This window comes from Rhodococcus sp. AW25M09 (assembly GCF_000333955.1).
Lineage (GTDB): Bacteria > Actinomycetota > Actinomycetes > Mycobacteriales > Mycobacteriaceae > Rhodococcoides.
Genome location: NZ_CAPS01000037.1, coordinates 1 through 26,902, shown reverse-complemented (window position 1 = coordinate 26,902; position 26,902 = coordinate 1). Strand labels below are relative to the sequence as shown.

General features: G+C 64.6%; 25 protein-coding genes. 13 read left to right on the top strand and 12 right to left on the bottom strand.

The window, feature by feature from the left end:
• Window positions 1-37 precede the first annotated feature (37 nt).
• Together recR and RHODMAR_RS06670 are read right to left on the bottom strand one after the other, a co-directional pair.
• Window positions 38-646 carry a recombination mediator RecR gene (recR, locus tag RHODMAR_RS06675; protein ID WP_008712657.1) on the bottom strand — a complete coding sequence of 203 codons (609 nt, stop codon included), beginning with the start codon at window positions 644-646 and terminating at the stop codon, window positions 38-40.
• Window positions 647-649: 3 nt separating this feature from the next.
• Window positions 650-988, bottom strand: coding sequence for a YbaB/EbfC family nucleoid-associated protein (locus tag RHODMAR_RS06670; RefSeq protein WP_008712655.1), 339 nt, complete (start codon window positions 986-988; stop codon window positions 650-652).
• A gap of 133 nt (window positions 989-1,121) precedes the next feature.
• Here RHODMAR_RS06670 and RHODMAR_RS06665 point away from each other — a divergent pair, with 133 nt between their 5' ends.
• Complete coding sequence (locus RHODMAR_RS06665; protein ID WP_008712653.1) at window positions 1,122-1,784, top strand: HTH domain-containing protein; 663 nt, start codon at window positions 1,122-1,124, stop codon at window positions 1,782-1,784.
• On the opposite strand, the gene RHODMAR_RS06660 is transcribed toward RHODMAR_RS06665, so the two are convergent.
• Window positions 1,781-2,215, bottom strand: a complete 435-nt coding sequence (locus RHODMAR_RS06660; protein ID WP_008712651.1) for an SRPBCC family protein — start codon at window positions 2,213-2,215, stop codon at window positions 1,781-1,783. The genes RHODMAR_RS06665 and RHODMAR_RS06660 overlap by 4 nt on opposite strands.
• 254 nt (window positions 2,216-2,469) lie before the next feature.
• On the opposite strand from RHODMAR_RS06660, the gene RHODMAR_RS06655 reads away from it, so the two are divergent.
• Window positions 2,470-3,915 (top strand): FAD-binding oxidoreductase, encoded by a 1,446-nt coding sequence (locus RHODMAR_RS06655; protein WP_051047844.1) that lies wholly within the window; start codon window positions 2,470-2,472, stop codon window positions 3,913-3,915.
• A complete protein-coding gene (locus RHODMAR_RS06650) occupies window positions 3,912-5,228 on the top strand; it encodes a class I SAM-dependent methyltransferase (protein ID WP_008712648.1) in 1,317 nt (438 codons plus the stop codon). Before RHODMAR_RS06655 ends, RHODMAR_RS06650 begins: the two co-directional genes overlap by 4 nt.
• A gap of 8 nt (window positions 5,229-5,236) precedes the next feature.
• On the opposite strand, the gene RHODMAR_RS06645 is transcribed toward RHODMAR_RS06650, so the two are convergent.
• Window positions 5,237-6,019 carry an alpha/beta fold hydrolase gene (locus RHODMAR_RS06645; RefSeq protein WP_008712646.1) on the bottom strand — a complete coding sequence of 261 codons (783 nt, stop codon included), beginning with the start codon at window positions 6,017-6,019 and terminating at the stop codon, window positions 5,237-5,239.
• A 29-nt stretch (window positions 6,020-6,048) separates the two neighbouring features.
• Window positions 6,049-6,981, bottom strand: a complete 933-nt coding sequence (locus tag RHODMAR_RS06640; RefSeq protein ID WP_008712645.1) for an oxygenase MpaB family protein — start codon at window positions 6,979-6,981, stop codon at window positions 6,049-6,051.
• A gap of 23 nt (window positions 6,982-7,004) precedes the next feature.
• Between RHODMAR_RS06640 and RHODMAR_RS06635 the strand changes: the two genes are divergently transcribed.
• The 3 genes from RHODMAR_RS06635 to RHODMAR_RS06625 are packed head-to-tail and all read left to right on the top strand — an operon-like array spanning window position 7,005 to window position 10,281.
• A complete protein-coding gene (locus RHODMAR_RS06635; RefSeq protein WP_008712643.1) occupies window positions 7,005-7,577 on the top strand; it encodes a TetR/AcrR family transcriptional regulator in 573 nt (190 codons plus the stop codon).
• A 28-nt stretch (window positions 7,578-7,605) separates the two neighbouring features.
• Complete coding sequence (locus tag RHODMAR_RS06630; protein ID WP_008712642.1) at window positions 7,606-7,866, top strand: acyl-CoA-binding protein; 261 nt, start codon at window positions 7,606-7,608, stop codon at window positions 7,864-7,866.
• 48 nt (window positions 7,867-7,914) lie between these two features.
• Window positions 7,915-10,281, top strand: a complete 2,367-nt coding sequence (locus RHODMAR_RS06625) for an FdhF/YdeP family oxidoreductase (RefSeq protein ID WP_008712640.1) — start codon at window positions 7,915-7,917, stop codon at window positions 10,279-10,281.
• Between the two features lie 30 nt (window positions 10,282-10,311).
• On the opposite strand, the gene RHODMAR_RS06620 is transcribed toward RHODMAR_RS06625, so the two are convergent.
• Complete coding sequence (locus tag RHODMAR_RS06620) at window positions 10,312-10,968, bottom strand: GntR family transcriptional regulator (RefSeq protein WP_008712638.1); 657 nt, start codon at window positions 10,966-10,968, stop codon at window positions 10,312-10,314.
• 114 nt (window positions 10,969-11,082) lie between these two features.
• Between RHODMAR_RS06620 and RHODMAR_RS06615 the strand changes: the two genes are divergently transcribed.
• Both RHODMAR_RS06615 and RHODMAR_RS06610 read left to right on the top strand, forming a co-directional pair.
• Window positions 11,083-12,588, top strand: coding sequence for an aldehyde dehydrogenase family protein (locus tag RHODMAR_RS06615; protein ID WP_198289408.1), 1,506 nt, complete (start codon window positions 11,083-11,085; stop codon window positions 12,586-12,588).
• Window positions 12,589-12,590: 2 nt separating this feature from the next.
• On the top strand, window positions 12,591-13,526 hold the full coding sequence (locus RHODMAR_RS06610; RefSeq protein ID WP_008712635.1) for an oxygenase MpaB family protein: 936 nt from the start codon (window positions 12,591-12,593) through the stop codon (window positions 13,524-13,526).
• Here RHODMAR_RS06610 and RHODMAR_RS06605 read toward each other — a convergent pair.
• Entirely contained in the window at window positions 13,482-14,534 is a 1,053-nt protein-coding gene (locus RHODMAR_RS06605) for an alpha/beta hydrolase (RefSeq protein WP_008712633.1), read from the bottom strand. The genes RHODMAR_RS06610 and RHODMAR_RS06605 overlap by 45 nt on opposite strands.
• Window positions 14,535-14,813: 279 nt before the next feature.
• Here RHODMAR_RS06605 and mihF point away from each other — a divergent pair, with 279 nt between their 5' ends.
• The 4 genes from mihF to RHODMAR_RS06585 all read left to right on the top strand — a co-directional run bounded on the left by mihF (window position 14,814) and on the right by RHODMAR_RS06585 (window position 17,563).
• On the top strand, window positions 14,814-15,128 hold the full coding sequence (gene mihF / locus RHODMAR_RS06600; protein WP_008712632.1) for an integration host factor, actinobacterial type: 315 nt from the start codon (window positions 14,814-14,816) through the stop codon (window positions 15,126-15,128).
• A gap of 75 nt (window positions 15,129-15,203) precedes the next feature.
• A complete protein-coding gene (locus RHODMAR_RS06595) occupies window positions 15,204-15,686 on the top strand; it encodes a cation:proton antiporter regulatory subunit (RefSeq protein WP_008712630.1) in 483 nt (160 codons plus the stop codon).
• Window positions 15,687-15,705: 19 nt separating this feature from the next.
• Window positions 15,706-16,878 carry a cation:proton antiporter gene (locus RHODMAR_RS06590; protein ID WP_008712628.1) on the top strand — a complete coding sequence of 391 codons (1,173 nt, stop codon included), beginning with the start codon at window positions 15,706-15,708 and terminating at the stop codon, window positions 16,876-16,878.
• A 13-nt stretch (window positions 16,879-16,891) separates the two neighbouring features.
• Window positions 16,892-17,563 carry a GntR family transcriptional regulator gene (locus RHODMAR_RS06585; RefSeq protein WP_008712626.1) on the top strand — a complete coding sequence of 224 codons (672 nt, stop codon included), beginning with the start codon at window positions 16,892-16,894 and terminating at the stop codon, window positions 17,561-17,563.
• Between the two features lie 42 nt (window positions 17,564-17,605).
• On the opposite strand, the gene RHODMAR_RS06580 is transcribed toward RHODMAR_RS06585, so the two are convergent.
• Window positions 17,606-19,744, bottom strand: coding sequence for a 3-hydroxyacyl-CoA dehydrogenase NAD-binding domain-containing protein (locus RHODMAR_RS06580; RefSeq protein ID WP_008712624.1), 2,139 nt, complete (start codon window positions 19,742-19,744; stop codon window positions 17,606-17,608).
• Window positions 19,745-19,752: 8 nt separating this feature from the next.
• Window positions 19,753-20,964, bottom strand: coding sequence for an acetyl-CoA C-acetyltransferase (locus tag RHODMAR_RS06575; protein ID WP_042938251.1), 1,212 nt, complete (start codon window positions 20,962-20,964; stop codon window positions 19,753-19,755).
• Window positions 20,965-21,198: 234 nt separating this feature from the next.
• On the opposite strand from RHODMAR_RS06575, the gene RHODMAR_RS06570 reads away from it, so the two are divergent.
• Window positions 21,199-21,435, top strand: a complete 237-nt coding sequence (locus RHODMAR_RS06570) for a hypothetical protein (protein WP_008712608.1) — start codon at window positions 21,199-21,201, stop codon at window positions 21,433-21,435.
• A gap of 10 nt (window positions 21,436-21,445) precedes the next feature.
• On the opposite strand, the gene RHODMAR_RS06565 is transcribed toward RHODMAR_RS06570, so the two are convergent.
• From RHODMAR_RS06565 to RHODMAR_RS06555, 3 genes are all read right to left on the bottom strand, one after another.
• Window positions 21,446-23,830 carry a DNA polymerase III subunit gamma and tau gene (locus tag RHODMAR_RS06565; protein WP_042938249.1) on the bottom strand — a complete coding sequence of 795 codons (2,385 nt, stop codon included), beginning with the start codon at window positions 23,828-23,830 and terminating at the stop codon, window positions 21,446-21,448.
• An 86-nt stretch (window positions 23,831-23,916) separates the two neighbouring features.
• Window positions 23,917-26,325 (bottom strand): helicase-associated domain-containing protein, encoded by a 2,409-nt coding sequence (locus RHODMAR_RS06560; RefSeq protein ID WP_008712604.1) that lies wholly within the window; start codon window positions 26,323-26,325, stop codon window positions 23,917-23,919.
• A 52-nt stretch (window positions 26,326-26,377) separates the two neighbouring features.
• A partial coding sequence (locus RHODMAR_RS06555) for an HhH-GPD-type base excision DNA repair protein (RefSeq protein WP_008712602.1) occupies window positions 26,378-26,902 on the bottom strand: 525 nt, incomplete at its 5' end.

Below are 26,902 nucleotides of genomic sequence, written 5' to 3'. Positions count from 1 at the left end.
TGCTACGAAGTTTCATGCACGTGCGGCGAAGCCGCTCTCACATTCGCCGTCGCCCGGTGAGCGCCCTGCCCAATGTGAGTTCGTCGGCGAATTCGAGATCCCCGCCCATCGGCAGACCCGAGGCGAGGCGGGTGATCGCCAGGCCGGGGAAATCTCGCATCATGCGCACCAGATAGGTGGCCGTTGCTTCGCCCTCGGTGTTGGGGTCGGTGGCGATGATGACCTCGGTGACGTCGACTCCGTCGTCCTGAGTTCCCACCCGAGTCAACAGCTCTCGGATACGCAGCTGATCCGGTCCCACTCCGTTCAGTGGATCGAGTGCCCCACCGAGGACGTGGTAGCGGCCTTTGAACTCTCGCGTACGCTCCACGGCCTGAACATCTTTGGGCTCTTCGACAACGCAGATGATGGATCTGTCTCGACGTGAGTCCGCACAGATCCGGCACAGTTCTTTGTCCGATACCGTGCCGCACACGATGCAGAACTGCACGCCGTCGCGGATACGTTGCAGCGCGCGCATGAGCCGATCCACCTCGGGTGGCTCTACTGCCAGGAGATGAAAGGCTATGCGCTGGGCGCTTTTCGGACCGACCCCGGGGAACTTTCCGAGCTCGTCGATCAGATCCTGTACCGGACCTTCGTACACCGCCTAGAACCCGGGCAGGCCGGGCATGCCGCCGCCGAGGCCACCTGCGAGGGGGCCGAGCTTCTCGCTCGCGACGGACTGAGCCGCTTTCGACGCGTCGGCGATGGCACCGATCACCAAGTCCTGCAGAGTCTCGACGTCGTCCGGGTCGACGACCTTGGGGTCGATGGTCAGTCCGACCACTTCACCGGTCCCCTTGACGGTGGCGACGACGAGTCCGCCGCCCGCCTGGCCGGTCACTTCGGTTTCCGCGATCTCGGCCTGCGCGGCCATCAGCTGCTGCTGCATCTGCTGGGCCTGCTGCAGGATCGATGCCATGTCGGGCTGCTCACCGGGTTGCACTGTGCCGTCCTCTCGCGTGGGTCGAAACGAACACCAGCGTAGTCGTACGGTCGTAGGCGACGCTCGCCCGTAGCGGACACTCCGCACGTACGTCTGAACTTCCGTCACTACTGAGCACACGTATTCTCGGGGAATGGACGAATCGGCGAACCCCGAGGGACGCCACTCCTCCCGCAAGCGTCGGGTGACTCCCGAGACCATGGCCGAGGCAGGCATTACGCTGACGCTTCCGAAAGTGACGGTGAAGTCGATCGCCGACAATCTGGGTGTCTCGATCGTCGCTATCTACAACAACATCGACGATCTGTCCTCGCTCAAGGCTCTGGTGGCGGAAGAGATTCTGCGCAGGTGGTCACCTCCACTGCCCGGTGACGACGAGTCGATGCACGACGCGTTGCTGAGGTTCAGTGTCGCAATGCGCGATCTGGTGCAGAAAAACCCCGGCATCGCGGAGTATCTCGTCGGCCTCACTCCCAGCTCGATCGACGCCATTCGGATGATCGATGCGGTGCAAACTCGCTATCGGCTTCGGTACGACATCACACCGAAGCAAGCCACGTGGACCGTCACCAACGTCGCCGAACATGCACTCGCGTTGGGGGTCATGGTTCATCACTCGGGCGGGCGACCCCCCGAACACGACGCCGAGATCGCCGCACGCACCGACCTCGACACCTTGCCGGGGGCGTACGACACCATCGACCGGGGACCCGACGGCATGTTTCTGTGGTCGATGCGCACCGTGGTCGTCGGAACTCTGGCGCTGATCGACGCCCCCGACTTCGAGCAGATCTAAATCAGTTCGCGGCGCAGGTTCTCCAGCGTGGTTGCCTGGATCTTCTTCAGTCCGAGGGGAGCGAAGGTCTTCTCGAAGAATCCGCCGATTCCTCCCGCGCCCTTCCATTCCGTCGTCGTGGTGACCGCGGTGCCTGCACCCTCCGGGGCGACGGACCAGGTGGTGACCATGGACGAGTTGGCGTCGCGCTCGGTGATGGTCGATCCGGCGACGGAGACGGTGGCAGCCACGTTGCGGGCTCGTTTCTCGGTGGCCTGCAGGGTCCACGTGGCCTTGGTTCCGTCTCCCTGCCCGCCCTCGACCACCTCGTAGTCCCGATACTGCTGAGGCAGGATGCGCGGGCGCACCGTCTCGTAGTCGGCGAGCGCGGCGAGCACCCGATCCGGCGTGGCAGCAATGGTTGCGGAACTGGAAGCACTGACCTGGGCCACGAAACGAACTCCTTCGATAGCGAACGGGATGTGTGTCCATCCTGCCCCTGCCGTCGGTCGCGTCCGGCATCGCACCGAACGGTGTGTGGTGTGCTTCACATGAGAATGTTCGGCTCCAAAAACACATGCATAACGCAACCATTTGTCCGATTACTCCGATTCCCCGCCTTCGTTCGGCAACAGTTGCGTGAAGTTTCACCGCTCGCACGGCGACGCCGGTGGATACCACGCGGCACGACATATAGCGTCTGTACGTGGCTTCAGTGAATGCTCTACTCGGACGACGGCCAGAACCGAGAGAGAGCGGTTACGCAGCGCACCGGTCGGGTGTCGAGCAGTTGCTTCGCAGCTATCGCGCGATCCCCGTCGATGCGACGGTGCGTCTGGCGAAAAAGACGTCCAACCTGTTTCGGGCCAGGACCACATCGAAGACACCCGGTCTCGACGTGTCGGGCCTGAGCAAAGTCATCACCGTCGACCCCGCCGCCCACACCGCCGATGTGGCCGGCATGTGCACCTACGAGGACCTCGTCGACGCGACGCTTCCGTACGGTCTCGCGCCCCTCGTGGTGCCGCAGCTCAAGACCATCACCCTCGGCGGAGCCGTCACCGGCCTCGGCATCGAGTCGACGTCGTTTCGCAGTGGACTCCCGCACGAATCGGTGCTCGAGATCGACGTACTCACCGGCAGCGGCGAGATAGTCACCGCGACGCCGGAAGGTGAGCACTCAGATCTCTACTGGGGGTTTCCCAACTCGTACGGCACTCTCGGCTACTCGACGCGACTGAGAATTCAGCTCGAGCCCGTGCTGCCTTATGTTGCGTTGCGCCACCTGCGATTCCACGACCTCGAGACACTGCAGGCCACGATGGACACCATCGTGAACAGCCGTGAGTACGACGGCATCGACGTCCAGTACCTCGACGGTGTGGTCTTCAGCGCCGACGAAAGCTACCTCACGCTCGGGGTCCAGACCGAGGAACCCGGTCCCGTCAGCGACTACACCGGTGCCGATATCTTCTACCGATCGATTCAGCACGATTCGGCCACACCCAAGACCGACCGACTGAGCATCCACGATTACCTGTGGCGTTGGGACACCGACTGGTTCTGGTGCTCACGCGCATTCGGAACACAGAACCCCACGATTCGACGCTTCTGGCCGCGTAAGTACCGACGCAGCAGCTTCTACTGGAAGTTGATCGGCCTCGATCGCAAGTACGACATCGCCGACCGACTCGAGAAGCGCAAGGGAAATCCGCCGCGCGAACGCGTCGTTCAGGACGTCGAGGTTCCGATCGAACACACTGCCGGCTTCGTGCACTGGTTCCTCGACGAGATTCCCATCGAGCCGTTGTGGTTGTGCCCATTACGTCTTCGCGAACCGGCAGCATCCGGAGCCAGTCCCGCACGGCCGTGGCCGCTGTATCCGCTCGAGCCCAAACGCACTTACGTCAACATCGGCTTCTGGTCCTCGGTCCCGATCGTCGCCGGCGAACCCGAGGGTGCTGCGAATCGCGCCATCGAGAAGAAGGTCACCGACTTCGACGGGCATAAATCGCTGTACTCGGACGCTTACTACTCCGAGGATGAATTTGCCGCGCTGTACGGCGGCGAGAAGTACGAAGAACTGAAAAAGAAATACGATCCCGAATCCCGATTGCTGGATTTGTACTCGAAGGCGGTGCAAGGCAAATGACGACGTTCAAGGACTCCGGAAATCGCACGGCGAACGGCACCCAGAAGCTCAAGATCTCCGAGATTCTGGAACTGATCTCCGATGGGAACATTCCGCTGCGTTTCACCGCATACGACGGCAGCACGGCGGGGCCGGAGGACGCGAAGATCGGGCTCAACCTCAAGAGTCCGCGCGGAACCACCTATCTGGCAACGGCTCCCGGCGATCTCGGAATGGCGCGCGCGTACGTTTCCGGCGATCTGGAAGCCACCGGCGTCCACCCGGGCGACCCGTACGAGTTGCTCGCACTGATGGGCGACGAGCTCCACTTCCGGCGTCCGTCGGCCATGACGTTGGCGTCGATCACCCGGTCGCTCGGCTGGGATGTGTTGCGGCCCATCGCTCCCCCGCCCCAGGAGGCGATTCCGCGGTGGCGTCGTATCGCCGAGGGCCTACGCCACTCCAAGACTCGGGACGCAGACGCGATCCACCACCACTACGACGTGTCCAACGCCTTCTACGAGAAGGTGCTCGGGCCATCGATGACGTACACGTGCGCCGCCTACGAGAACGCCGAGCAGTCTCTCGAAGGCGCGCAGGAGAACAAGTACCGCCTGGTGTTCGACAAGCTCGGACTGAAACCAGGAGATCGCTTGCTCGACATCGGCTGTGGGTGGGGCTCGATGGTGCGCTTCGCTGCGCGCCGCGGCGTCCACGTGATCGGAGTGACGCTGTCCCAGGAGCAGGCGTCCTGGGCGCAGCAGGCCATCGTGGACGAGGGGCTGTCCGAGTTCGCCGAGGTGCGCTTCTCCGACTACCGCGACGTACCCGAGACCAACTTCGACGCCGTTTCGTCGATCGGACTGACCGAGCACATCGGCGTCCAGAACTACCCGTCGTACTTCTCGTTCATCCAGTCGAAGCTGCGTGACGGTGGCCTACTGCTCAACCACTCGATCACCCGCCCGGACAATCGCGCGCACGCCAAGGCCGGCAGCTTCATCGACCGGTACGTCTTCCCCGACGGAGAGCTCACCGGTTCGGGGCGAATCATCACCGAGATCCAGGATGTCGGTCTCGAGGTGCGCCACGAGGAGAACCTGCGTGAGCATTACGCTCTGACCCTTGCCGGATGGTGCCAGAACCTCGTCGACAACTGGGACGCGTGCGTCGCCGAAGCCGGTGAGGGAACAGCCCGAGTGTGGGGCCTGTACATGGCCGGGTCGCGTCTGGGATTCGAGCGCAATGTCGTTCAGCTGCACCAGGTTCTGGCCGTCAAGCTCGGACCGAAAGGTCAGGCGGGCGTGCCGCTGCGGCCGTGGTGGAACGGCTGAACCCGTTTCTATCGTCCCGTGGCTCGCAGAATCACTCTCGCCGTCTCGACGGGCTGATCCCAGTGCGGAAAGTGACCGCACTTGTCGAACCAGTGCAGGGTGGCGTCGGGGAATCGCTCCATCGCCACCGTTGCCTGGCTGGGCGTCGTCACCTTGTCCTGACGACCCCAGCCGATGAGCAGCGAGCCCTGCAACGACCCTTCGGTGGCACCCATCTGCTTCGGCCCGTGAATCAGTGCCTTGCGTGCGGCATCGAGCGACGGTGAGGTCTCGGTGGAGAAGCCTTTGAGCTCCCGTTCGACCAGTCCGCTCGGCAGTTTCCACGGCGCAGCCGAGAACTGAGCCAACGCAACCGTTCTCGTCACCGGATTTCCGGCCAGGAAGGGCACCAGCGGCTGCACCTTCTTCATCAGCGCCAACGATGCTGTGATCGTGGCTCCGAAGATCTTGACCTGTCGGTCGTTCCAGAAGCCGCCGGGATCGAGTGCCACCATCGAGCCTCGGTGACCGAGGCGAGCGAGCTCGACCACCATTCGTGCGCCCATCGAACTGCCGACGAGATCTGCGTCGGACAGTCCCTCGTCGTCGAGGTACGTCCGCAGCGCGTCGGTCAGCGTCGCGATGGAGACCTCGGGCAGGGGCGGAGTCTGCCCGAACCCGGGCAGATCGAGGGCGATCACTTCTCGGTGCGCGGCAAGAGCGGGAACGATGGGATCCCAGTTGCGATGCGAGGACCCGAGCCCGTGGACGAGGACCAGCGGTTTTCCAGTTCCGGTTCTGACGTTGTACATACGCCGTGGGGTACCCCCAGACCGCCCGGTTACACATTCGGGCTGTAATGCGACGGGTCCGAGCGGCGCTCCACCGGAGGCAGATTGCGCGCGGGGGTATGGACCAGCGGTGATGTCGCCGAAATCCGACCTTCGGCGCGGTCCCACCCGGCGCGCCCGCGCGGATGCAATCTTCGACGACGCGGCACCAGCCCGAAGGCCAGGTTCACCGCCTTCCCCAACAGCGCGAAACGCTGCGCGTCGCGTGCCGACCAGTCGTAGCCGAGCAACTCTCGCACCGACCGGTCGTAGAGGCCGACCGTGATCCAGACGAACACCGATGCCACCGGACGCCGCAGCACGGCCCACACTCGCTCGGGTAGCCAGGCGGCATACGGAGGTGGACCCAGCGTCGACAGGTCCAACACCCCACGAGCGGCCATGTTGTCTTCCAGCACGTGGCGGCACATGTGATCCCAGTACTTCTGAAACTCCGGCCACGTCGCCGGCACCGGCCGCATGCTCATCCCGTAGAGCCGGTACCACTGGACATGCTCGTCGAACAGTTGCATTTTCTGTGGCTCGGTCAGACCGCCCATGAAGTTGTCGGCGGTGAGCACGGTCCCCATGAAGAAGGTGGCGTGCGCCCAGTAGAACGTCTCGGGATCGAGTGCGTGATACGTGCGGCCCTGGGCGTCGATTCCCTTGATGTTCGCGTGATAGCCGCGGACTTGCAGTGCGGTCTCCTCGGCGCGATCGCCGTCGAACACCACCCCGCCGATGGGGTATAGCGACCGATAGAGGCGCTGCCAGCGCTCGTCGAAGAACGTCGAATGCTGTTCCACCCCGGCACCGAGCCCGGGGTGCATGTTCTGCATCGAACCGGCCCAGACGCCCTGCAGCATCCCGCGCCAGTCGCCGAAGTGTTTCCAGGTGAGCGAGTCGGGGCCGAGCGGGACCGGACGATCGGACTGACTACGCATGTTGTCAGACTAGGGTTGACAACATGCGTAGTCAACAGTTGGAGGAACGCAGATCCAAGCGGTACGACGCATTGCTCGCGGCGGGGGTCGAGCTCCTCGGCTCACCGGACGGGCCTGCCGTCAGCGTGCGCGCGGTGTGCCGTGCAGCCGGGCTGACCGAGCGGTACTTCTACGAGAGCTTCTCGGACCGGGACACATTCGTTCGGGCGGTGTACGCATGGGTGGGATCGAGGGCGCACACAGCATTACTCGACGCCGTCACGAACGCGGCCACTGCCGAAGACACCGTCGCCGCGCCCGTCCGTGCATTCGTCGAGCTCATCATCGACGAACCGCGAACAGGTCGGGTGCTGCTCATCGCGCCGCTGGCCGAACCGGCTCTGAGCCGCCGCGGTCTCGACCTACTGCCCGGGTTCGTCGAGTTGGTGCACGCGCGACTTCCCGTTTCTGCCGACCGGCAGTTGATTGCCGTCGGAACCGTCGGCGCGCTCACTGCACTGTTCATCGGCTACCTCGACGGCACCGTCACGGTCACCCGCGAAGCCCTCGTGGCGCACTGCATTCGGCTGATCACCGATGCTGCCGTGCAAGGATGACCCCACCTCTAACAGAAGGAGTTCTCACATGTCCGATCTCGACCAGTCGTTCGCCGACGCGCAGGTAGATGTCAAGAAGCTCACCTCCAAGCCGAGCAACGACGACCTGTTGAGCCTGTACTCGCTCTACAAGCAGGGTTCGATCGGCGATGTCTCGGGTAAGCGCCCCGGGCGGTTGGACATGGTGAACCGCGCGAAGTTCGATGCTTGGGCCAAGCTCGAAGGCACGAGCCAGGATTCGGCGAAGCAGCAGTACGTGGATCTGGTGACCAAACTCCTCGCCGGCTGAGCCGAAGGCTACTGTCGAGTGCGGGGACAACACGATGAAGGGACCCGCATGAGACGCACCGACAGCGACGTCGACGAGGCCGATCTGGACATCAGGAAGCCGAAGACCCACGCGGCAGGCCCCGTCGCCGTTGCAGTGTCGATGAAGCGGGCACTCGGGCACATGGGCCCGGTGCGCACGGCGCAGACGCTGCTCGAGCTCAACCAGGCCGAGGGTTTCGACTGCATGAGTTGCGCCTGGCCCGATCCCGATCCGGGCCACCGGCACGCGGCTGAGTTCTGCGAGAACGGCGCGAAAGCCGTATCCGAGGAAGCGACGAAGACGCGAGCCACGCCGGAGTTCTTCGCGCAGTACAGCATTGCCGAACTGGATGCACATACCGAGCACTGGCTGGGCCAGCAGGGTCGAATCACGCACCCGATGATCAAACTGCCCGGCGGCAGCCACTACGAGCCCATCGAGTGGGCCGACGCGTTCCGCTTGATCGGCGACGAGCTGAAAAGCCTCACCACTCCGGACGAGGCCATTTTCTACACCTCGGGCCGCGCATCGAACGAATCCGCGTTCACCTACCAACTCTTCGCCAGAGCGTTCGGCACCAACAACATGCCCGACTGCTCCAACATGTGTCACGAGTCGACGTCCATCGCTCTGCAGGAGTCCATCGGCATCGGCAAGGCCAGCGTCACCCTCGACGACGTCCACCATGCCGAGTTGATCATCCTGGCCGGCCAGAATCCCGGCACCAATCATCCGCGCATGCTCTCGGCCCTCGAACAGGCCAAGCAGAACGGCGCAAAGATCCTGTCCATCAACCCACTTCGCGAAGCGGGCTTGGTCAATTTCAAGAACCCCCAGACCCCACGCGGGATGGTCGGGCCCGGTACCGATCTGTCGGATCTGTATCTCCCCATCAAGATCAACGGCGACCTCGCCCTGTTCCAGGCCATCGGCTCGTTGCTGGTCCAGTGGGACGCACTGGACCACGAGTTCCTCGACGAATACACCGTCGGCTTCGATGCATGGAAGGCGCATGTCTCCGCAGTCGACTGGGATCTCGTCACCGAGGTCACGGGCTTGACCGTCGCGCAGATCACCGAAGCCGCCGAGATGCTGCGGGACTCCAACGCGACGGTCTTCTGCTGGGCCATGGGACTGACGCAGCATCGCAACGCCGTCGCGACCATCAAGGAAGTCACCAATCTCGCTTTCGCGCAAGGAAACATCGGCAAGCCCGGTGCGGGTCTCCTTCCCGTTCGCGGTCACTCCAATGTGCAGGGTGATCGGACGATGGGCATCTGGGAACGTCCCCCGCAACACTTCCTCGACGCGATGGCGAAGGAGTTCGACTTCGAGCCGCCCCGCGAACACGGCTTGGACACCGTCGATTCCATCCGAGCCATGCGTGATGGCAAGGCGCACTTCTTCCTCGGACTCGGCGGCAACTTCGTTCAAGCCACCCCGGACAGCGACGTCACCTTCGAGGCGCTGCGCAAGATGCGGATGACGGTGCAGATCTCCACGAAGATCAACCGCTCCCACCTCGTCTGTGGGGAGACCGCGCTGATCCTGCCCACCCTGGGACGCACCGAGAAGGATGTGCAAGCCAGTGGTGACCAATGGATTTCGGTCGAGGATTCCACCTGCTCGGTGCACTCCTCACGCGGACCGCTGAAGCCTGCCAGCACGTTTCTTCGTTCCGAGGTCGCGATTCTCAGCGGCATCGCCGAGGCGACACTCGGCGATCGCTACGGACTCGACTGGAAGAGCTACCGTGACGACTACCGCAACATCCGCCGGCACATCTCGCGGGTCGTCGCCGGATGCGAGGGTTACGAGGTCAATGTTCGACGCCCCGGTGGCTTCGTACTTCCGCATCCGCCCCGCGACAGTCGGACTTTCGAAACCAAGAGTGGCCGAGGTGAATTCGCTGTCTCACCGATCGATGTGTTGCAGGTTCCGCCGGGTCACCTCATCCTGCAGACACTGCGCAGCCACGATCAGTTCAACACCACCATCTACGGCCTCAGTGATCGGTACCGCGGCATCGAGAACGGCAGGCGTGTGATCTTCGTGCATCGAGAAGACGTCTCGGCACTCAGCTTCCGCAACGGCGACATGGTCGACCTCGTCACCAGATGGGAGGACGACGACGTGCATCGCTGCGCACCGTCGTTCCGCATCGTCGAGTACGACACCCCGCGTGGATCGGCCGCCGCGTACTATCCGGAGACCAATCCGTTGATCCCCTTGGATTCGACTGCGCTGCAGAGCAACTGCCCTACCTCGAAGTCGGTGATCATCTCGATGGTTCCGGCCGGACAAGGTAGGCAGACAACTGCGAACGGTCACCAGGACGACGAAGGATCGGACGAGGGCCACAAGGCGCACCCGCAGCCGCGCCACCTGAGCTGACAGCCCGCCGGTTTCCGGGAGTGAGTGCTCCTAGGAGATGTCCCACTTCCGGAACTGGCGACGCATCACGTCGTCGGCTGCCTCGACGTCGCCTCGGGTGAAGGCCGCGATCAGTTCCTCGTGACTGCGCACTGCGTCCTCGCCCCAGCGTCGGTCGGTCGCGTACAACCGCGGGATGTACTTGACGGCACCGAGCAGGAACCACGCCAGCGTTCGTCCGCCCGCGACCCTGTTGACGAATCGATGGAACTCGAACTCGTAGAGTTCGACCGATTCGGTGTCCGCGCGGGCGACGGCGTCGCGTAGACCGTCGTTGAGCGCGGTCAACTGTTCGATCTGCTCGGGGGTGATGGTGCGGGCCGCCCGGCCGGCGAGTGCGCCGGCAATGGTGCCCTGCAGCCAGAAGATGTCGTCGATGTCCTGCGGCGACAACTCGTCGACTCGGTAGCCGCGATGAGGCACCTGCTCGACCAAACCCTCTCCGCGCAGCGCCACCAACGCTTCCCGCACCGGAGTTGCACTGACGCCGAGTTCGGCTGCCGTCTCGTCGATTCGTACGAAAGTCCCGGGTTGCAGTACACCGGTGACGATCTGTTGGCGAATGCTCCCGGCGACGTCCTCGGACAGTGGCGGCCGGCGCGGAATCGGACCCCTCGGCGACGCCTTTCGAGGCAGATCGATGCTCATGGATCTCCTGTTGCCGCTGCAGTTGGGCGGGGTTGTAGCAACCGCAGGTGACGCATAGTGTGGCCTGGACAACATTGAATCACATCAAATATATGTGATGCGATCTGCTGGAGGATGGAACTCGTGACGGACCAGATCGAACGAACCACCGAGAACACCTTCGATAGCCTCGACCCGAGAACGGGCGTCGCACTCGCCACGTACCCGATTGCCGGTGTCGATGACGTCGCGGCTGCCGTCGATCGGGCCCGATCGGCCGCCCGCTGGTGGGACGTACAGGGCTTCGTCGGACGCAAGCGGTGGCTGTTGGAATTCAAGTCCGCCATCGCTCGCGACGCCGCGAGCCTCGCTGCCGTCATTGCCGCCGAAACGGGCAAGCCCGCCGAGGACTCGCTACTCGAGGTCATGTTGGGCGTCGAACACATCGACTGGGCAGCGCGCAACGCCGAGAAGACGCTGAAGCAGCGCAAAGTCGGATCAGGTCTGCTCGCCGTCAACCAGAAGGCCTACGTCGGATACCGCCCGTTCGGCGTCGTCGGGGTCATCGGACCGTGGAACTATCCGCTCTACACCCCGATGGGCTCGATCGCCTACGCACTGGCCGCCGGCAACACCGTCGTGTTCAAGCCCAGCGAACTCACTCCGGGTGTCGGGGTCTGGTTGGCCGAGAAGTGGGCCTCGCTCGCCGCTCCGCACCCGGTCTTCCAGACCGTGACCGGTGAGGGCTCCACCGGTACTGCCCTCGTGGAATCCGGCGTGGACAAGATCGCCTTCACCGGCTCCACCGCCACCGCCAAGAAGGTCATGGCCACCTGCGCGAAGTCACTGACGCCACTGATCGCCGAATGCGGCGGCAAGGATGCGATGTTGGTCGACGCCGACGCCGACATCGCTGCCGCAGTGGAATTCGCGACGTTCGGAGCGATGGGCAACGCCGGGCAGACCTGCGCGGGTGTCGAACGTATCTATGTTGCCGCTCCGGTGTACGACCGATTCCTCACCGAATTCACCACAGCGGTGCGGGCACTCGAGCCCGGCGGAGCGCAGACCTCGTCCTACGGTCCCATGACGTTGGCCAAGCAGAGCGAGATCGTTCGAGGCCAGATCGAGGACGCTTTGACCAAGGGCGGAAAGGCGGTCGTCGGCGGACTCGATTCGCTACGCGGCCCGTACATCGACCCGGTGATCCTCACCGAGGTGCCCGAGGATTCCACCGCGATCACCGAGGAGACGTTCGGTCCGACCGTGGTGGTCAACAAGGTGCGAGATCTGGACGAGGGCATCGAACGGGCCAACGCCTCCAAGTACGGACTGGGCGCTTCGGTGTTCACCCAGGACACCGCAACGGGACGACGCGCCGCCGAGAAGCTCGATTGCGGCGTCGTGACGGTCAATTCGGTGCTCGGATTCGCTGGGGTTGCGGCACTTCCGTTCGGTGGCACAGGCGACTCGGGATTCGGCCGAATCCACGGGGCCGACGGCCTGCGCGAGTTCAGCACCGTCAAATCACTCACCGTGCAGAGCTTCGCGGCACCGGTGAATCTGCTGACGATGAAGCGCAAGGCCCGGAACATGAAGCTCTCCGTTCTGGCATTGAGGCTCCGGCACGGACGGGGCTGACGATGGACATCGCGCCGAAGAGAGGACGCTTCGGCTGGCTGGCCCGTATCGAGGAACTCGACCCGGTTCGGGATTGCCAGACGATCCATCACATCACCGCCGGCTACGAGTTTCCGTGGGACTACCAACGCGCACTCGAATTCGCACTGTTCCGTACCTACTGCGTACCGACGATCTCGACACTGCTCGCCGAGACCGGCGAATTCGAGAACCGGCCGCAGAAGCGCTACGACGACACCGCACTCCTGATGTCCGAAATGGTCGAGCACGGATACGAGTCCGATCGGGGCCGTGAATCGCTTCGCACGGTCAACCGAATGCACGCGCAGTACGACATCTCGAACGACGACATGCTCTACGTGCTGACGACGTTCATCTACGAGCCGATCGAGTGGATCGACACCTACGGGTGGCGTCGACTGCACCCCAAAGAGCGGCTCGCAACATTCCACTTCTACTGCGAAGTGGGAAAACGCATGGGCATCAAGCACATTCCGGAGTCGTACACCGAGCTCGCACAGTTCAAGCTCGATTACGAGGAGCGCACGTTCCGGTTCACCGACGACAATCGACGGATCGGCACGTACACCCTCGATCTGTACTGCTCCTGGTTCCCCGCTGCGCTCACACCCGCGGTGAAGCAGGCAGTGTTCGCGCTGCTGGACGACCGGATGTCGCGGGCCTTCGGTTTTCCGGCCGGCTCAACCGGACTGGAACGGGTTGCCGTGCGAGCGCTGCGGGCCAGAGCTCGGGTGGAGCGGTTCCTACCCAAGCGGACGCACTCGCGAACCACCGCCGATGCGAGCAACAAGACCTATCCCGGATACCCCGACGGCTACCGGCCCCAGGATCTCGGGACAGCGGCGTGCCCGTACTCCACCGCACCGAGGAACTCAGAGACCGTCCACCCAACGGCCGAACGCATCGCGAAATTCTGACGAGAGCGGAAGCGGGGCAAGAGCGGTGTTCGGATCCGCAGGGAGCGGGCCGAGCTCGCCCAAGGTGTGTGAGCTGTCGGCGAAGTGCGCGAAGTCGAGGTCGGTGTGCCCGAGCGCCACTCGCAGGTTGTCGACCTGACCGCAGGAGACGTTGAGGTCCTTGTCCGAGCAGGTCAGGAACGACGAGTACGAGCCCGGCAGTGCGGCAGCCAGATTCGCCGGGTCCGTCGCATCCGCCTCGCGGAGGAAGGTGGCGCTCTGCCGCAGCCCCAGACCATCGACGATCGGGTCGGGCTGGGCGGACAACGGCCGTCCCGCACGGATATCGGCGACGGCCTGGGCGAAGCGATCCCGGGACGATTCGGCCTGCTCCTCGGTGAACTGGCCTACCGCCACCGCCTGGTCGATGTTGCGATCGACCTGCCCGGTCAGCAGATCGAGGTAGCGGATCGACAACGGCTCGAGCAGGCCGACGTGACTGAATGCCGCCGCGTCGGAATCGGCCAGACGCAGCGCCGTCAGCGCGCCCTCACTGTGCCCGATCACCGTCGTTCGATCCGCCCCGACACCCGTCCGCTGCTGCAGGAAAGCCAGGGCGTCGGCGGCGTTGTGCACCTGTGCGTCGAAGCCGGGAGGGTTGTTCGGATCCACGCCGCCCAGTCCGGTTCGACCGCTGCCGAGCTTGTCGAATCGCAGGCTCGCAATGCCGCGACGGGACAGCTCGTCGGCAACGTAGGCGGTCGTGTTCACCTGCAGATCACCCGAGTTTCCGTTGCGATCGGTCGGCCCACTCCCCGGCAGCACCAACGCGACTCCGCGGGTCTCGCCGATAGGCATGCGAAGGCTTCCGTAGAACGTGATGCCATCGGATTGAAAGGTCACGTCCGAATCGAGCGCGTCATCGGGCGACCACGGCACGTTGATCGGGGCAGCGGCGGCGGTGCCCGCGCCTGCGAACAGAAACATCGAAGCGGTCAGTCCGGCCAGCAGTCGTCTGGTACGCAACATGTAGCAAGGGTAACAACCCGACCGGCCGCTCGCCGAGGGCTGCTCTGCCGATCGCACGAGGCGTCGGACACGCCCGGTACAGCGTGCACGAAGGGCCTAAGTGCTGGTCGGGGCACACCACGAATCCGATAGGACGTAGCCTGGCTGAGAAGGTTCGGTGGCTCGGCCGTCAATGACACCCGTGTTGTTCGGTTAGATTGGAAGAGCCACCAGGCACGATGCAAGAGGGTCGAGACCTGTCAACGAGCGACGGGTCACCACAATCGAGGAGAACAGGCCATGGCTTTACCAGTACTGACACCGGAACAGCGCACCGCGGCGCTGGCCAAGGCGGCCGAGGCACGCACTGCGCGGTCGAAGCTGCTCGCATCCGTCAAGTCCGGCGAACTCAGCGTCGCTGACGTTCTCGCCAAGGCGGAGAACGACGAGATCGTCAAGAAGACCAAGGTTTCCGCCCTGATCAAGGCCCTGCCGGGCGTCGGATCCGTGCGCGCCGCACAGCTGCTCGAGCAGCTGTCCATCGCCGATACCCGTCGTATCGGTGGCCTCGGTGCCAACCAGCGCGAAGCGCTTCTGGCTGCCGTCGCATCCTGAGCAAATTTTTGCGGGTCGTTCCTGCAGGCTCCACTTCTGCGATAGTGCGCGGCCTGTAGGGCTAGCATTTCGACCATGAACGTCGAAGTGACCCTGCTGCCGGGGATCGGGGTGCGGAAAGATTTCGCCCTCGCTTCCGGGCGCCGCATAGGCGTCATCACCCTCAAGGACGGCGCGAACGAGCTGATCGTCTCGCGCAAGGACGACCCCGATGCGACGCAGGCATCGATCACGCTGAGCAATGAGGAAGCGGCGGCCCTGGGCAATCTGCTCGGGTCGCCGCAACTCATCGCTCAGCTCGGGGAAGAGCATCGCGACCTCCCCGGAATCAACACTCGCCAACTTCCCATCAGCGCGAATTCACGGTTCGTCAGCCGCACGCTCGGCGACACCACCATGCGCACCAAAACCGGAGTATCTGTCGTCGCTGTCATGCGCGCAGGTCAGGTACAACCGTCACCCACCCCCGACTTCACACTCGCCGCAGGTGATCTGCTGGTTGCCGTCGGCACCGCAGATGGACTGGACGCAGCAGCCAAGTTACTCGGCAGTGCCTGAGATCAGCCGGGTCTGAGCGATGGACGAGAGCGCGCTCGCCCTCACCGAGCTCGGCGCAGTGTTCTTCGTCCTCGGACTTCTCGCTCGCCTCGCGGGCCGGATCGGCGTCTCCCCCATCCCGTTCTACCTACTCGGCGGCCTCGCCTTCGGCAACGGCGGCATCGTCACCCTCGGCGGCATCGACGAATTCAGCGAAATCGCCAGCGAAATCGGCGTCATTCTGCTGCTGCTCCTACTCGGACTCGAATACACCGCCACCGAACTCGTCACAGGGCTGCGCCGATCCTGGATGGCCGGGCTGGTGGACATCGTGCTGAACTTCGCACCCGGTGCAGTGGTCGCGCTGCTGCTCGGCTGGGGCGGAGTCGGGGCGCTGGTCATGGGCGGCGTCACCTACATCTCGTCCTCAGGCATCATCGCCAAAGTCCTCACCGATCTGGGCCGACTGGGAAACCGCGAAACCCCCGTCGTGCTGTCCATCCTGGTGTTCGAGGACCTGGCGATGGCCATCTACCTGCCGATCCTCACCGCGGTTTTGAGCGGAGTGAGCTTCCTCGGCGGACTCGAAGCCCTCGGCATCTCGCTGTTCGTCATCACCGTCGTGCTCGTGGTCGCGCTGCGCTACGGCCGATGGGTTTCCGCCGTCGTCGACAGCCCCGACCGCGAGGTCGTACTGCTCAAAGTCCTCGGATCGGCCCTGCTGGTAGCCGGCATCGCGTCGGAACTGCAGGTCTCGGCGGCTGTCGGTGCGTTCCTGCTCGGCATCGCCATCTCCGGCTCGACGGCCGACAACGCCACTCGCATTCTCGAGCCACTCCGCGACCTGTTCGCAGCGATGTTCTTCGTGGTGTTCGGGCTCGCCACCGACCCCTCGACCATCCCGCCGGTACTGGGCTGGGCCGTCGTACTCGCGGTGACGACGTCGGCCACGAAGGTCGCGACCGGGTGGTGGGCGGCGGGGCGTCAGGGAGTCGGACGCCGAGGCAGGCTGCGCGCCGGCGCGGCACTCGTGGCTCGCGGAGAATTCTCCATCGTCATCGCCGGACTGGCCGTGGCCGCAGGCGCGGTGGAGGGCGAACTGGCCGCTCTGGCCACCGCCTACGTGCTGCTGATGGCCATCCTGGGGCCCATTGCCGCCCGTGTCGTCGAACCCGTCGCGCAGGTCGTACTACGCACCAAGCCCGCGATGTGATTGGCTGACCGCCATGGTGGAGAAGCGTCGAGCATCGGTTCTGCGCCGTAGGCCGCAGCTGTCGGAGGAGGTGGCAAGCCACGTCCGGCACCGGGTGATGTCCGGTGAAGTGGGCCCGGGAGACTTCATCCGGCTGGACGAGACCGCCGCCGAGCTCGGAGTGAGCGTCACCCCGGTACGCGAGGCCTTGCTGACGCTTCGCGGCGAGGGCATCGTCGAACTCGTCCCGCATCGCGGGTATGTGGTGTCACCGCTGACTCCGAGCGACATAGTCGACATCTTCTGGCTGCAGGGCCGGATCGCAGTGGAACTGGTGCGCCGCGCGGCCTCGAAGATCACCGAGACCGAACTCGAGCAGCTCGCCGACATCACCGCGGCATTGTCGACCGCTGTCGAGAACGGCCGGCCCGAGGACGTCGAGAACTGTGAGTTCGAGTTTCATCGACTCCTCAACCGCCTGGCCGAATCAGCGAAGCTGGCATGGTTTCTCAACAACGCCACCCGCTACACGCCCACCCGTCTCTACGCCTCCGACCTCGGCTGGGGTCGAGCGGCAGTGCGCAACCACGAGGATCTGATCTCGGCGCTCGTTCGAAACGACGTCGACGCCGCCTGCGAATTGATGAAGCAACAATTCACAGACGGCGCCGAGAGGTTGATAGCCCACCGGGCTTCGCCCTCGTGAGCCTTTTGCATACCTGTGGGGGTGCAAAAGGCGCACGACGTATTAGGAGCGCAGCGACGCAGGCACGCTGAAGCGTTCTCCGTACTTCTTGGCCAAGTCGTCTGCACGAGCGACGAATCCGGCCTGTCCTCCCGGGTAGCCGACGACGTACTGGTGCACACCGCCCGTCCATGCCGGGTAGCCGATGCCGAAGATCGAGCCGATGTTGGCGTCGGCGGTGGTGTTCAGGACACCCTCGTCGAAGCACTTTTGCGTCTCGATGGCCTCGATGAACAGCATGCGTTCCTTGAGGTCCTCGAACGGAATGTCCGCCGAACCCGACTTGAAGGCATCACGCAGTCCGGGCCACAATCCGGCGCGCTTGCCGTCCTCGTACTCGTAGAAGCCCGCACCCTTGGCCTTGGACGGACGCTCGAACTCGTCGACCATCTTGTCGATGACCTCGCCGGCCGGATCCTCGGGAGGAGTTCCGCCGGACGCCTTGATGGCGTCGTAGGTTTCCTTGCGGATCTTCTGCATCAGGTTCAGCGTGAGCTCGTCCGAAAGCTGCAGTGGCGCAGCCGGGTAACCCGCTTGCAGACCGGCCTGCTCGATGGTCGACGGCTCGACGCCCTCGCCCAGCATCGCGATGGCCTCGTTGATGAACGTGCCGATGACGCGCGAGGTGAAGAAGCCGCGACTGTCGTTGACCACGATCGGGGTCTTCTTGATGATCTGCACCAGGTCGAATGCCTTGGCCAAGGCTGCATCCGACGTCTTCTCGCCGCGGATGATCTCCACCAGCGGCATCTTGTCGACGGGCGAGAAGAAGTGGATCCCGATGAAGTCTTCCTGACGCTTGATGCCCTGAGCGAGGCTCGTGATGGGCAACGTCGAGGTGTTGGAACCGAGCAGCGACGTCGGATCGACCAGATCTTCGATCTCCTGGAACACCTTCTGCTTCAACTCTTCCGACTCGAAGACGGCCTCGATGACGAGGTCGGCGCCTTCGACGTCCTTGGCGTCGGCGGTCGGGTGGATACGCGCGAGCAGAGCGTCGGACTTCTCCTGGGTGGTCTTGCCACGCGAGAGCGCCTTGGCCTCGATGGCCTCGGAGTACGCCTTGCCCTTCTGTGCCGACTCGAGCGCAACGTCCTTGAGCACCACGTCGATTCCGGCCTTGGCACACACGTAGGCGATTCCCGCGCCCATCATGCCCGCGCCGAGAACCGCGACCTTGGTGAAGGTGGTCTTCTCGATGCCGTCGGGGCGGGACTTACCGGCGTTGATGGCCTGCAGGTCGAAGAAGAAGGCCTGAATCATGTTCTTGGACACCAGCCCGGTGACCAGCTCGGTGAAGTAACGCGACTCGATGGTGGACGCATTGTCGAAGTCGACCTGCGAACCCTCGACGGCGGCGGCGAGAATTGCCCGCGGAGCCGGCATCGGAGCGCCCTTGATCTGCTTGCGCAGGTTGGACGGGAAGGCGGGCAGAATCTGCGCGAGCTTCGGGTTCGACGGCGTACCGCCGGGAATCTTGTAACCCTTGACGTCCCACGGTGCGACGCCACCTTCAGGATTGGCCTTGATCCATGCCTTGGCGGCAGGCACCAGTTCCTCGACGCTGCCGACCAATTCGTGAATCAGGCCGATCTCGAGAGCCTTCTCCGGACGGAACCGGGTGCCCTGCGCGAGGACGGACATGAAGGCGGTCTGGATACCGAGCAGGCGCGTGACGCGAGTGACGCCGCCGCCGCCGGGGAGAAGTCCGAGCGAGACCTCGGGCAGACCGATCTGCACGCCGGAGACGTTGGCCGCGATGCGGTGATGCGTCGCCAGTGCGATTTCGAGTCCGCCGCCGAGCGCTGCACCGTTGATGGCCGACACGACCGGCTTGCCGAGCTTCTCGATACGGCGCAGCTGAGCCTTGACTTCCTGTACCTCGTCGAACACCCGCTGGGCGTCCTCGGGCTGCGCGGAGATGAGGCTGTGCAGATCGCCACCGGCGAAGAACGTCTTCTTCGCGGAGGTGACCACGACGCCGGTGATGGAGTCGACCTCGGCTTCGAGACGATCGACGGTGGCACCCATCGAATCCTTGTACAGCTGGTTCATCGTGTTGGCACCCTGGTTGGGGTCGTCCATGGTGAGTACGACGATGCCGTCAGCGTCTTGTTCCCACTGAATCATATTGTCAGACATTGTGTTCCTCAGACTCGCTCGATGATGGTGGCAACGCCCATGCCGCCGCCGATGCACAGGGTGATCAAGGCGTATCGGCCGCCGCGGCGCTCGAGCTCGTCGAGCACGGTGCCGGTGATCATCGCGCCGGTGGCTCCGAGCGGGTGGCCCATGGCGATGGCCCCGCCGTTGACGTTGAGCTTCTCGTTCGGGATCTTCAGATCCTTCTGGAAACGCAGCACGACGGAGGCGAACGCCTCGTTGAGCTCGAAGAGATCGATGTCGTCGACGGTCAGGCCCGCAGTGGCGAGAACCTTCTTCGACGCCGGGGTCGGCCCGGTGAGCATGATGGTCGTATCGGCACCGCTGGTCGCGGTGGCAACGATGCGTGCTCGCGGCACCATGTTCAGATCTTTGCCTGCCGCTTCACTGCCGACGAGAACGAGGGCCGCGCCATCGACGATGCCGGAGCTGTTGCCGCCGGTGTGGACGTGCTCGATCTTCTCGATCCAGTGGTACTTCTGCAGCGCGACGTCGTCGAACCCGCCCATTGCCGCGATACCGGTGAAGGCCGGATTGAGCTTGCCGAGCGATTCGACGGTGCTGCCCGGACGCATGTGCTCGTCCTGGTCGAGGATGAGCAGACCGTTCTGGTCCGTGACGGGCACGACCGACTTGGCGAAGTAGCCACCCGACCACGCTGCAGCAGCGCGCTCCTGCGACTGGGCGGCGTACGCGTCGACGTCCTCGCGGGTGAATCCTTCGATGGTGGCGATGAGGTCGGCACCGATGCCCTGCGGGGCGAAGTAGGTGTCGTAGTTGGTGGCGGGGTCCATGGCCCACGCGCCGCCGTCACTGCCCATCGGGACGCGCGACATCGACTCGACGCCGCCGGCGACGACGAGCTCGTCCCATCCCGAGCGCACTTTCTGCGCCGCCAGGTTGACCGCTTCGAGGCCGGACGCGCAGAAACGATTGAGCTGGAAGCCGCCGACGGTATCGGGCATCTTCGCAGCGAGCACAGCGGCGCGGGCGATATCCGAACCCTGATCTCCGACGGGTGAGACCACGCCGAGGATGAGGTCGGAGATCCGGTTCTCGTCCATGTCGGGAAAACGGCGACGAAGTTCGTCGATCAAGCCTGTCACCAGGGAAATCGGCTTCACCGAATGCAGGGAGCCGTTCTTACCCTTGCCTCGGGGAGTCCTGATGGCCTCGTAAATGAATGCCTCTGTAGTCACAGCGCGCAGTTCCTTCCACATTTTCGATCTTCTCGCAGTCGCCGTCCCGGCCGACCGCATCGGTGCGAGGCCATGGCAGACCTCAGCTCATGTCAGAGTAAGGCTGCAAGAAGATCCGGCGTAAGGACCGAAACGAGCGTCGTACATGACCCGACGCTTCGATTGAGGTTTGAACGACGTGTGCGTGGGACACTCCGAAGAATCAGATCGATCGAGCGTGGAAGAAGACCGACCATGGAAACCGACAACGAATTGACCGTGGGTTCGCGAGTCAAGGTGCACATTCAGACCCCCGCCAACGACGACGACGCCGGGCAGGACTCATACGAAACGGGAGCGATCGTCGAGGACTTCGGTGTCCAAGCGCCCGACAGCACCTCACGGGAATGGGCAGTGGCCAGGCGCTGGGCCGTGGCACTGGACACCGGGCGACTGGTGTTCGCCGACAACGAGGATCTCACCGTCGGCTGATCTTTCGAGATCAGGTCTCTTTGAGCGGCACCGCTCCCAGTTCACTGACCAACAGCTCCATCGCCACCGTTTCCGGGTCTCGGCGCACCGTCGGATCCGCGGGTTCGGCCGCGGCCTTGAGCAACTCCTCCTCGTCCTCCGGCGTCTCCGGTGGCGGTGGTCCTACCGGCTCGGGTTCGTCGGGGTAATCCGGAGCTTCGGGCATCGGAATGTCTGTGTCTACAGCTGATCCATCGCCCGCTGATCCGAAGCCGTCCGACGTGGGACGATGAGCCCCTGCCTGGCTCGGCCTCGAGAACTTCGGCAGCGACGCGGGTTTCGCTGCCGGTTCATCTTTTTTTGCTGATGACTGTTCCGGTGGTGCCGCCGCACCGACCAGACACACCACCGACCACTCGACACCGAAGACATCACGCAGGGCGTCGCGAATCACGTCGGCGTTGCGCGGTTCCTCGAGTCGCTTGGCCAGCGGTGCCGAATCGTGGCCGAGTGTGATGGTGCCGTTCTCGACAGTGCGCACCGAGGCACCGGACAGCATCACCTCGACGGTTCTGCTCCGGTCTCGTACCTTCGTACGCACCTCGGACCACACCGCACGAACCGCAGCCGCATCCGGCTCGTTCGACGTGGCTGCGGGGGCCGCCGCAGGTTCGGGTTCCGACTCGAAGGCGGGTTCGGGTTCGGGGCCGTAGTCCTCCTCCGGCTCGGGCGGAAAATCCTCGTGCGACGGCGGCACCGGCGTAGTCGCCGTCGAATCCTCTGGCGCGGACACAGGATTCGGTGTTTCCGCAGGAGTGGACTCGGGCGTAGCCCTCGCAGCAGGCACCGATTCGGGTGCCGGAGTCGGTTCGGGAGTGGGACTGGGTTCGGGTGCGGGAGTGGGTTCGGGTGCTTCCGCGACAGGCTCCGGTTCCCTTTCCGGTTCCGCGACGCGTTCCGGTTCCGGAGCAACAGGCTCTGGTTCCGCTATGGGCTCGGGAGTCGCAGTGCGCTCGGGTGTCGCAACAGGTGCCGGGGTCGGAGACGGGGCGGCAGGAGCCGCCGGCGGGGGTGCGGGAGCAGGCGCGGGTGTCGACTCGGCGGCCGGTGGTCGCTGAGAGGGTCGTTGGAACTTGCTCACCGGTGCCGAACTCGGTGACGCCGAACTCGGTGGGGCCGGCTCCTCGGCGGGTTGCAGTTGCGGTCGCGTCGGATCCGCAGATGCCTGCGCGACGGCTGCCTGTTCACCGGCCGGGAGGGTGACGTCCAATCGACGCTCGACGCGCTCGAGTCGTTGCAGCACCGCTGATTCCGCATCGGAAGCCGAGGGCAGCAGCATGCGGGCGCACATCACTTCGAGTAGCAGACGCGGCGCGGTGGCACCCCGCATCTCACCGAGGCCCGAGTGCACGATCTCGGCGTAGCGGGTCAGGGTGGCCGAGCCGAGCAGATCCGCCTCGTCGCGCAGGCGCTCGAGTACGTCGCCAGGCACGTCGACCAGACCGCGCTCACCGGCGTCGGGCACCGCTTTCATCAGGATCAGATCTCGCAGGCGATCGAGGAGGTCGACGGCGAATCGGCGTGGGTCGTGGCCCGCATCCATGACCTTGTCGACGGTGCCGAACAGTGCGCCGCCGTCGCCCGCGGCCAATGCGTCGACGGCCTCGTCGATGAGCGCCACATCGGTGACACCGAGCAGCGACAGTGCTCGTGGGTACGTGACGCCCTCTGGCCCCGCTCCCGCCAGCAACTGATCCATGACGCTGAGCGAGTCACGGGGTGAGCCGCCGCCGGCGCGAATGACCAGCGGATACACCGCGTCGTCGACCGTGACCTGTTCCTGGCCGCAGATCTTTTCCAGCAGCCCGCGCATCGTGGACGGTGCGAGCAGCCGGAACGGGTAATGGTGGGTACGCGAGCGGATGGTGGGGAGCACCTTCTCGGGCTCGGTGGTCGCGAAGATGAAGACCAGATGCTCCGGCGGCTCCTCGACCACTTTCAGCAGCGCGTTGAAGCCTGCCGGGGTCACCATGTGCGCCTCGTCGATGATGAAGATGACGTAGCGCGATTCGGCCGGGGCGTACACCGCTTTGTCGCGCAGATCCCGGGCATCGTCGACGCCGCCGTGGCTGGCCGCGTCCATCTCGACGACGTCGAAGTTGCCGGGGCCACCGGGTGCCAGGGCAACGCAGGAGTTGCACACTCCGCACGGCGTCGACGTCGGGCCTTCGGCACAGTTCAGCGATCGGGCGAGGATGCGCGCCGAGGAGGTCTTTCCACAGCCACGCGGGCCGGAGAAGAGGTATGCGTGATTGATTCTGTTGGAATCGAGCGCCACGCTGATCGGCTCGGTGACGTGCTCCTGGCCGACGACTTCGGCGAACGTCGCGGGACGGTACTTCCGGTAGAGGGCCACGCCCGAAAGGGTACCGGCGACCTCGGACACAGTTGCATCGCGCGTCCGTGTGCCCGCTGCAACCACGAACCCAGCTGCATCGCGGGTCACTGTTGGCCGGCGGACACCGCTCTGATGTTCATGATCGCGAAGCTTTCCCTCGTTCCGGTGGAATCCGACAGGGCGAACAGCCAGTTGCCGTCCTGCAGCGCGTCCGAGATCGCGTGCCGCACGATGGCTCCCCTCGAGTTCTGGTAGTCGATCGAGACGGGTGTGCCCCGAGCCGCGGCGTCGGTCAACAGATCGAGCTCGCGCGGCAGCAGTCGGCTGTGGTGGTCGAGTGCAGACCGCACCCGTGCGTCGTCGACCTTGTCTGCGCTACCGGTGTGGGCGTCGCGGGTACGCAGTAACCGCGCCACCTCGCGTGGTTCGCGTCGACGCGGCGGCGCAGGGGCGCTCGGACGCGGCTTTCGGGCTGTCGCGGCGCGGATCCGGGTCGCGCTACCGAGCTCGAGTTGACCGGTGTCGGAATGGCGCACCGGGAAGTATCCGTGTCTGCGGAGGACGGCGATGGTGTCGATCGGGGTGGCAGAGCTGATCAGGACGGTGGGCGCGAGTCGCTGGAACTCGAGCACGGCCAGGGCTTCGTCGGCCTCGATGTTGGTCAGCAGTACGACGTCCTCGGAGACGATGGCGCACGGGATCCTGCGCACGGCCAGCGCTCCGTAGGTGCGCCAACAGTCTCGGATCGTGTAGGCCAGGGCCTGGGGGACGTCGGAGTCGGCCATCGCGGCCAGGGCATCGATCAGTTCATCGCCGGTGCCACCGGTATCGAAGAAGCTGCGGATGGTCGCTGGGGTGAACCGCCAGACAGACGCCACTTCCCTCGACTCGGGTTGCGCGGCCGCGCCGAGTATGGCGGCCACCTCGGTGCTCGGTGGTCCGGTGACCACCGCCGTCGAATCGGGCAGCAGCCGAACCGAGAACGGCACCCAGTCGGCCATGTCCTGCAACTGCACGGTCAGAGTCGAGACGATCAGGCTCGGATCGCCGTCTCGGCCCACAGCGAAATCGATGAGAGTGCGGCACAGATCGGTCGGTGCACCGTCGGCCAGCACTCCGAGCCGAGTCGCTTCGGTGCCCAGCGCGCGCACATGACCTGGTCCGGCACTGGTCGATACCACCGGGATATGCCAGTCGAGGTACCGGGCGACTTCGTCGGGATCGGACAGCACTGTGGTCGCGGCCTCGGGCCCGTCGGAGTGCAGGAGTGCCGTCAGCGCCGTCGCGCGCAGGTCCGCGGCTGCGGGATCGTCGAGCATCTTCTTGAGCACCGGCACGGTCTTCTGAGACGTTCGAGGCACTCGGTGCGTAGGGGTGAACGGCGAGCACCACCACGCAGCCACCAACGCGGCCGCCTGCTCGGCACGTGTGCTCGTCGACCAGGTCTCGTAGGTCGGGGTCAGGGCGACGCCGTTCTTTCCGCGTTCGGCGATCAACCCGGCTGCACGCGCCAGCATCAGCATCAGCGCGGTGTCGTGCTCGTCTGCGAACCCCAGCCGGGTCGTCAGCGACCGCAGTTCTTTGGCACTGACACCACCGGTCTTCATCATGGTCAGTCCGTCGGTGTCGACGGCGGTCAGCAACGCTTGGGTGTGCTCACAGAACTGCAGCAGGGCAATGGAACGAGCGCGTCGCAGTTCATCCTGTGAGAGCACCCGCGTGGCGAAGGTCGGCGCGCTGAGGTCGATGGGTAAGCGCCACCCGGCCCCTCGCAGAGCAATACTGACTTCCAGCGGCATCTCGACGCGGTGTCCGTCCAGTCGATACAGCAATCCGCGCTCGAATGCGGCCGCGCCCGCGGTGGGCGGCACATCGAAGATCAGTGACACGGGCTTGCCATCGACGAAGCGAGACAACATCTCTCGCATCTCGTGGGGTCCGCCGTCGAACAACGCTCGGATACGGTCCGGTGTCATCGCCTCGGCGACGGCGTCGGCACGGGCGGCTCGATCGAGCGAGGGGTCTACTCCGAGAGCCGACAGTACCGCCCGCCGATCCTGCTCGACGGCGCAGCGCAGGAACAACTTTCGCTGCCGCAGAGCCAGGCCGAACGGACGCGAGAACACGCCGGACAGATCGACGGGTCGATATTCGACGGTTCCCGACCCGAGCGCTGCGTGCGGCCAGATCAGTCCGTAGGACGTCAGGGTGGCCAGCGCAGCATCGATGTCTCGCGTCTCGTTCGACGCCCCTTCGCCCGTCCAGTGACCGACTTCGGCGCGGCTGAGATCGCCCATGAGTGCGAACAATTCGAGCAGGTCGAGTGCGCCGCGATCGAGTTTCCTAGGCAATGCCGCGACTCGCCAAGGCGATCCGAGCAGCTGAGCGAGCAAACCGAACGAGCGCGGCGGCGGGTCGGTGGCAACATCCGGCCGACGGTGCAACAGATCGGTCAGTGCGTCCTCGTCCAGAGACTCCAGCCAGTGCTGGTACGTCCCGATGTTCTCGGTCATCTCGCCCCCCGGTGAAAGTTGCTGCCGAAGTTACAGCCGAGCACCGACAGACTTATTTCTTCTTGGCGGCCGCTTTCGCTGCCTTCTTGAATTCACGCACCTCGAGCAGCGACTTCTCGTCCACGACGTCGGCGATGGACCGACGTGCGCCCTCGTCGCCATACGCTCCGGCGGCCTTACGCCAGCCCTCGGGCGTGACGCCCATCTGCTTGCCGAGCAACGCGAGAAAAATGCGCGCTTTCTGATCGCCGTATCCGGGGAGAGCTTTGAGACGCTTCAGCACTTCGGCACCGTCAGGATCTTCTCGGGTCCAGACCGCCTGCGGCGAACCGTCGTAGTTCTCGACCAGGAACGCTGCGAGGCCCTGGATGCGTTTGGCCATCGAACCCGGGAACCGATGAACAGCCGGAGTCTGAGCGCACAGGGCTGCAAATTCTTCCGGATCGGCGTCGGCGATGGTGTCGACCTTCAGATCACCGAGACGATCGACGAGCTTCTTCGGGCCGGCGAAAGCCGATTCCATCGGTACCTGTTGATCGAGCAACATGCCGATCAACAGCGCGAACGGGTCTTCGGC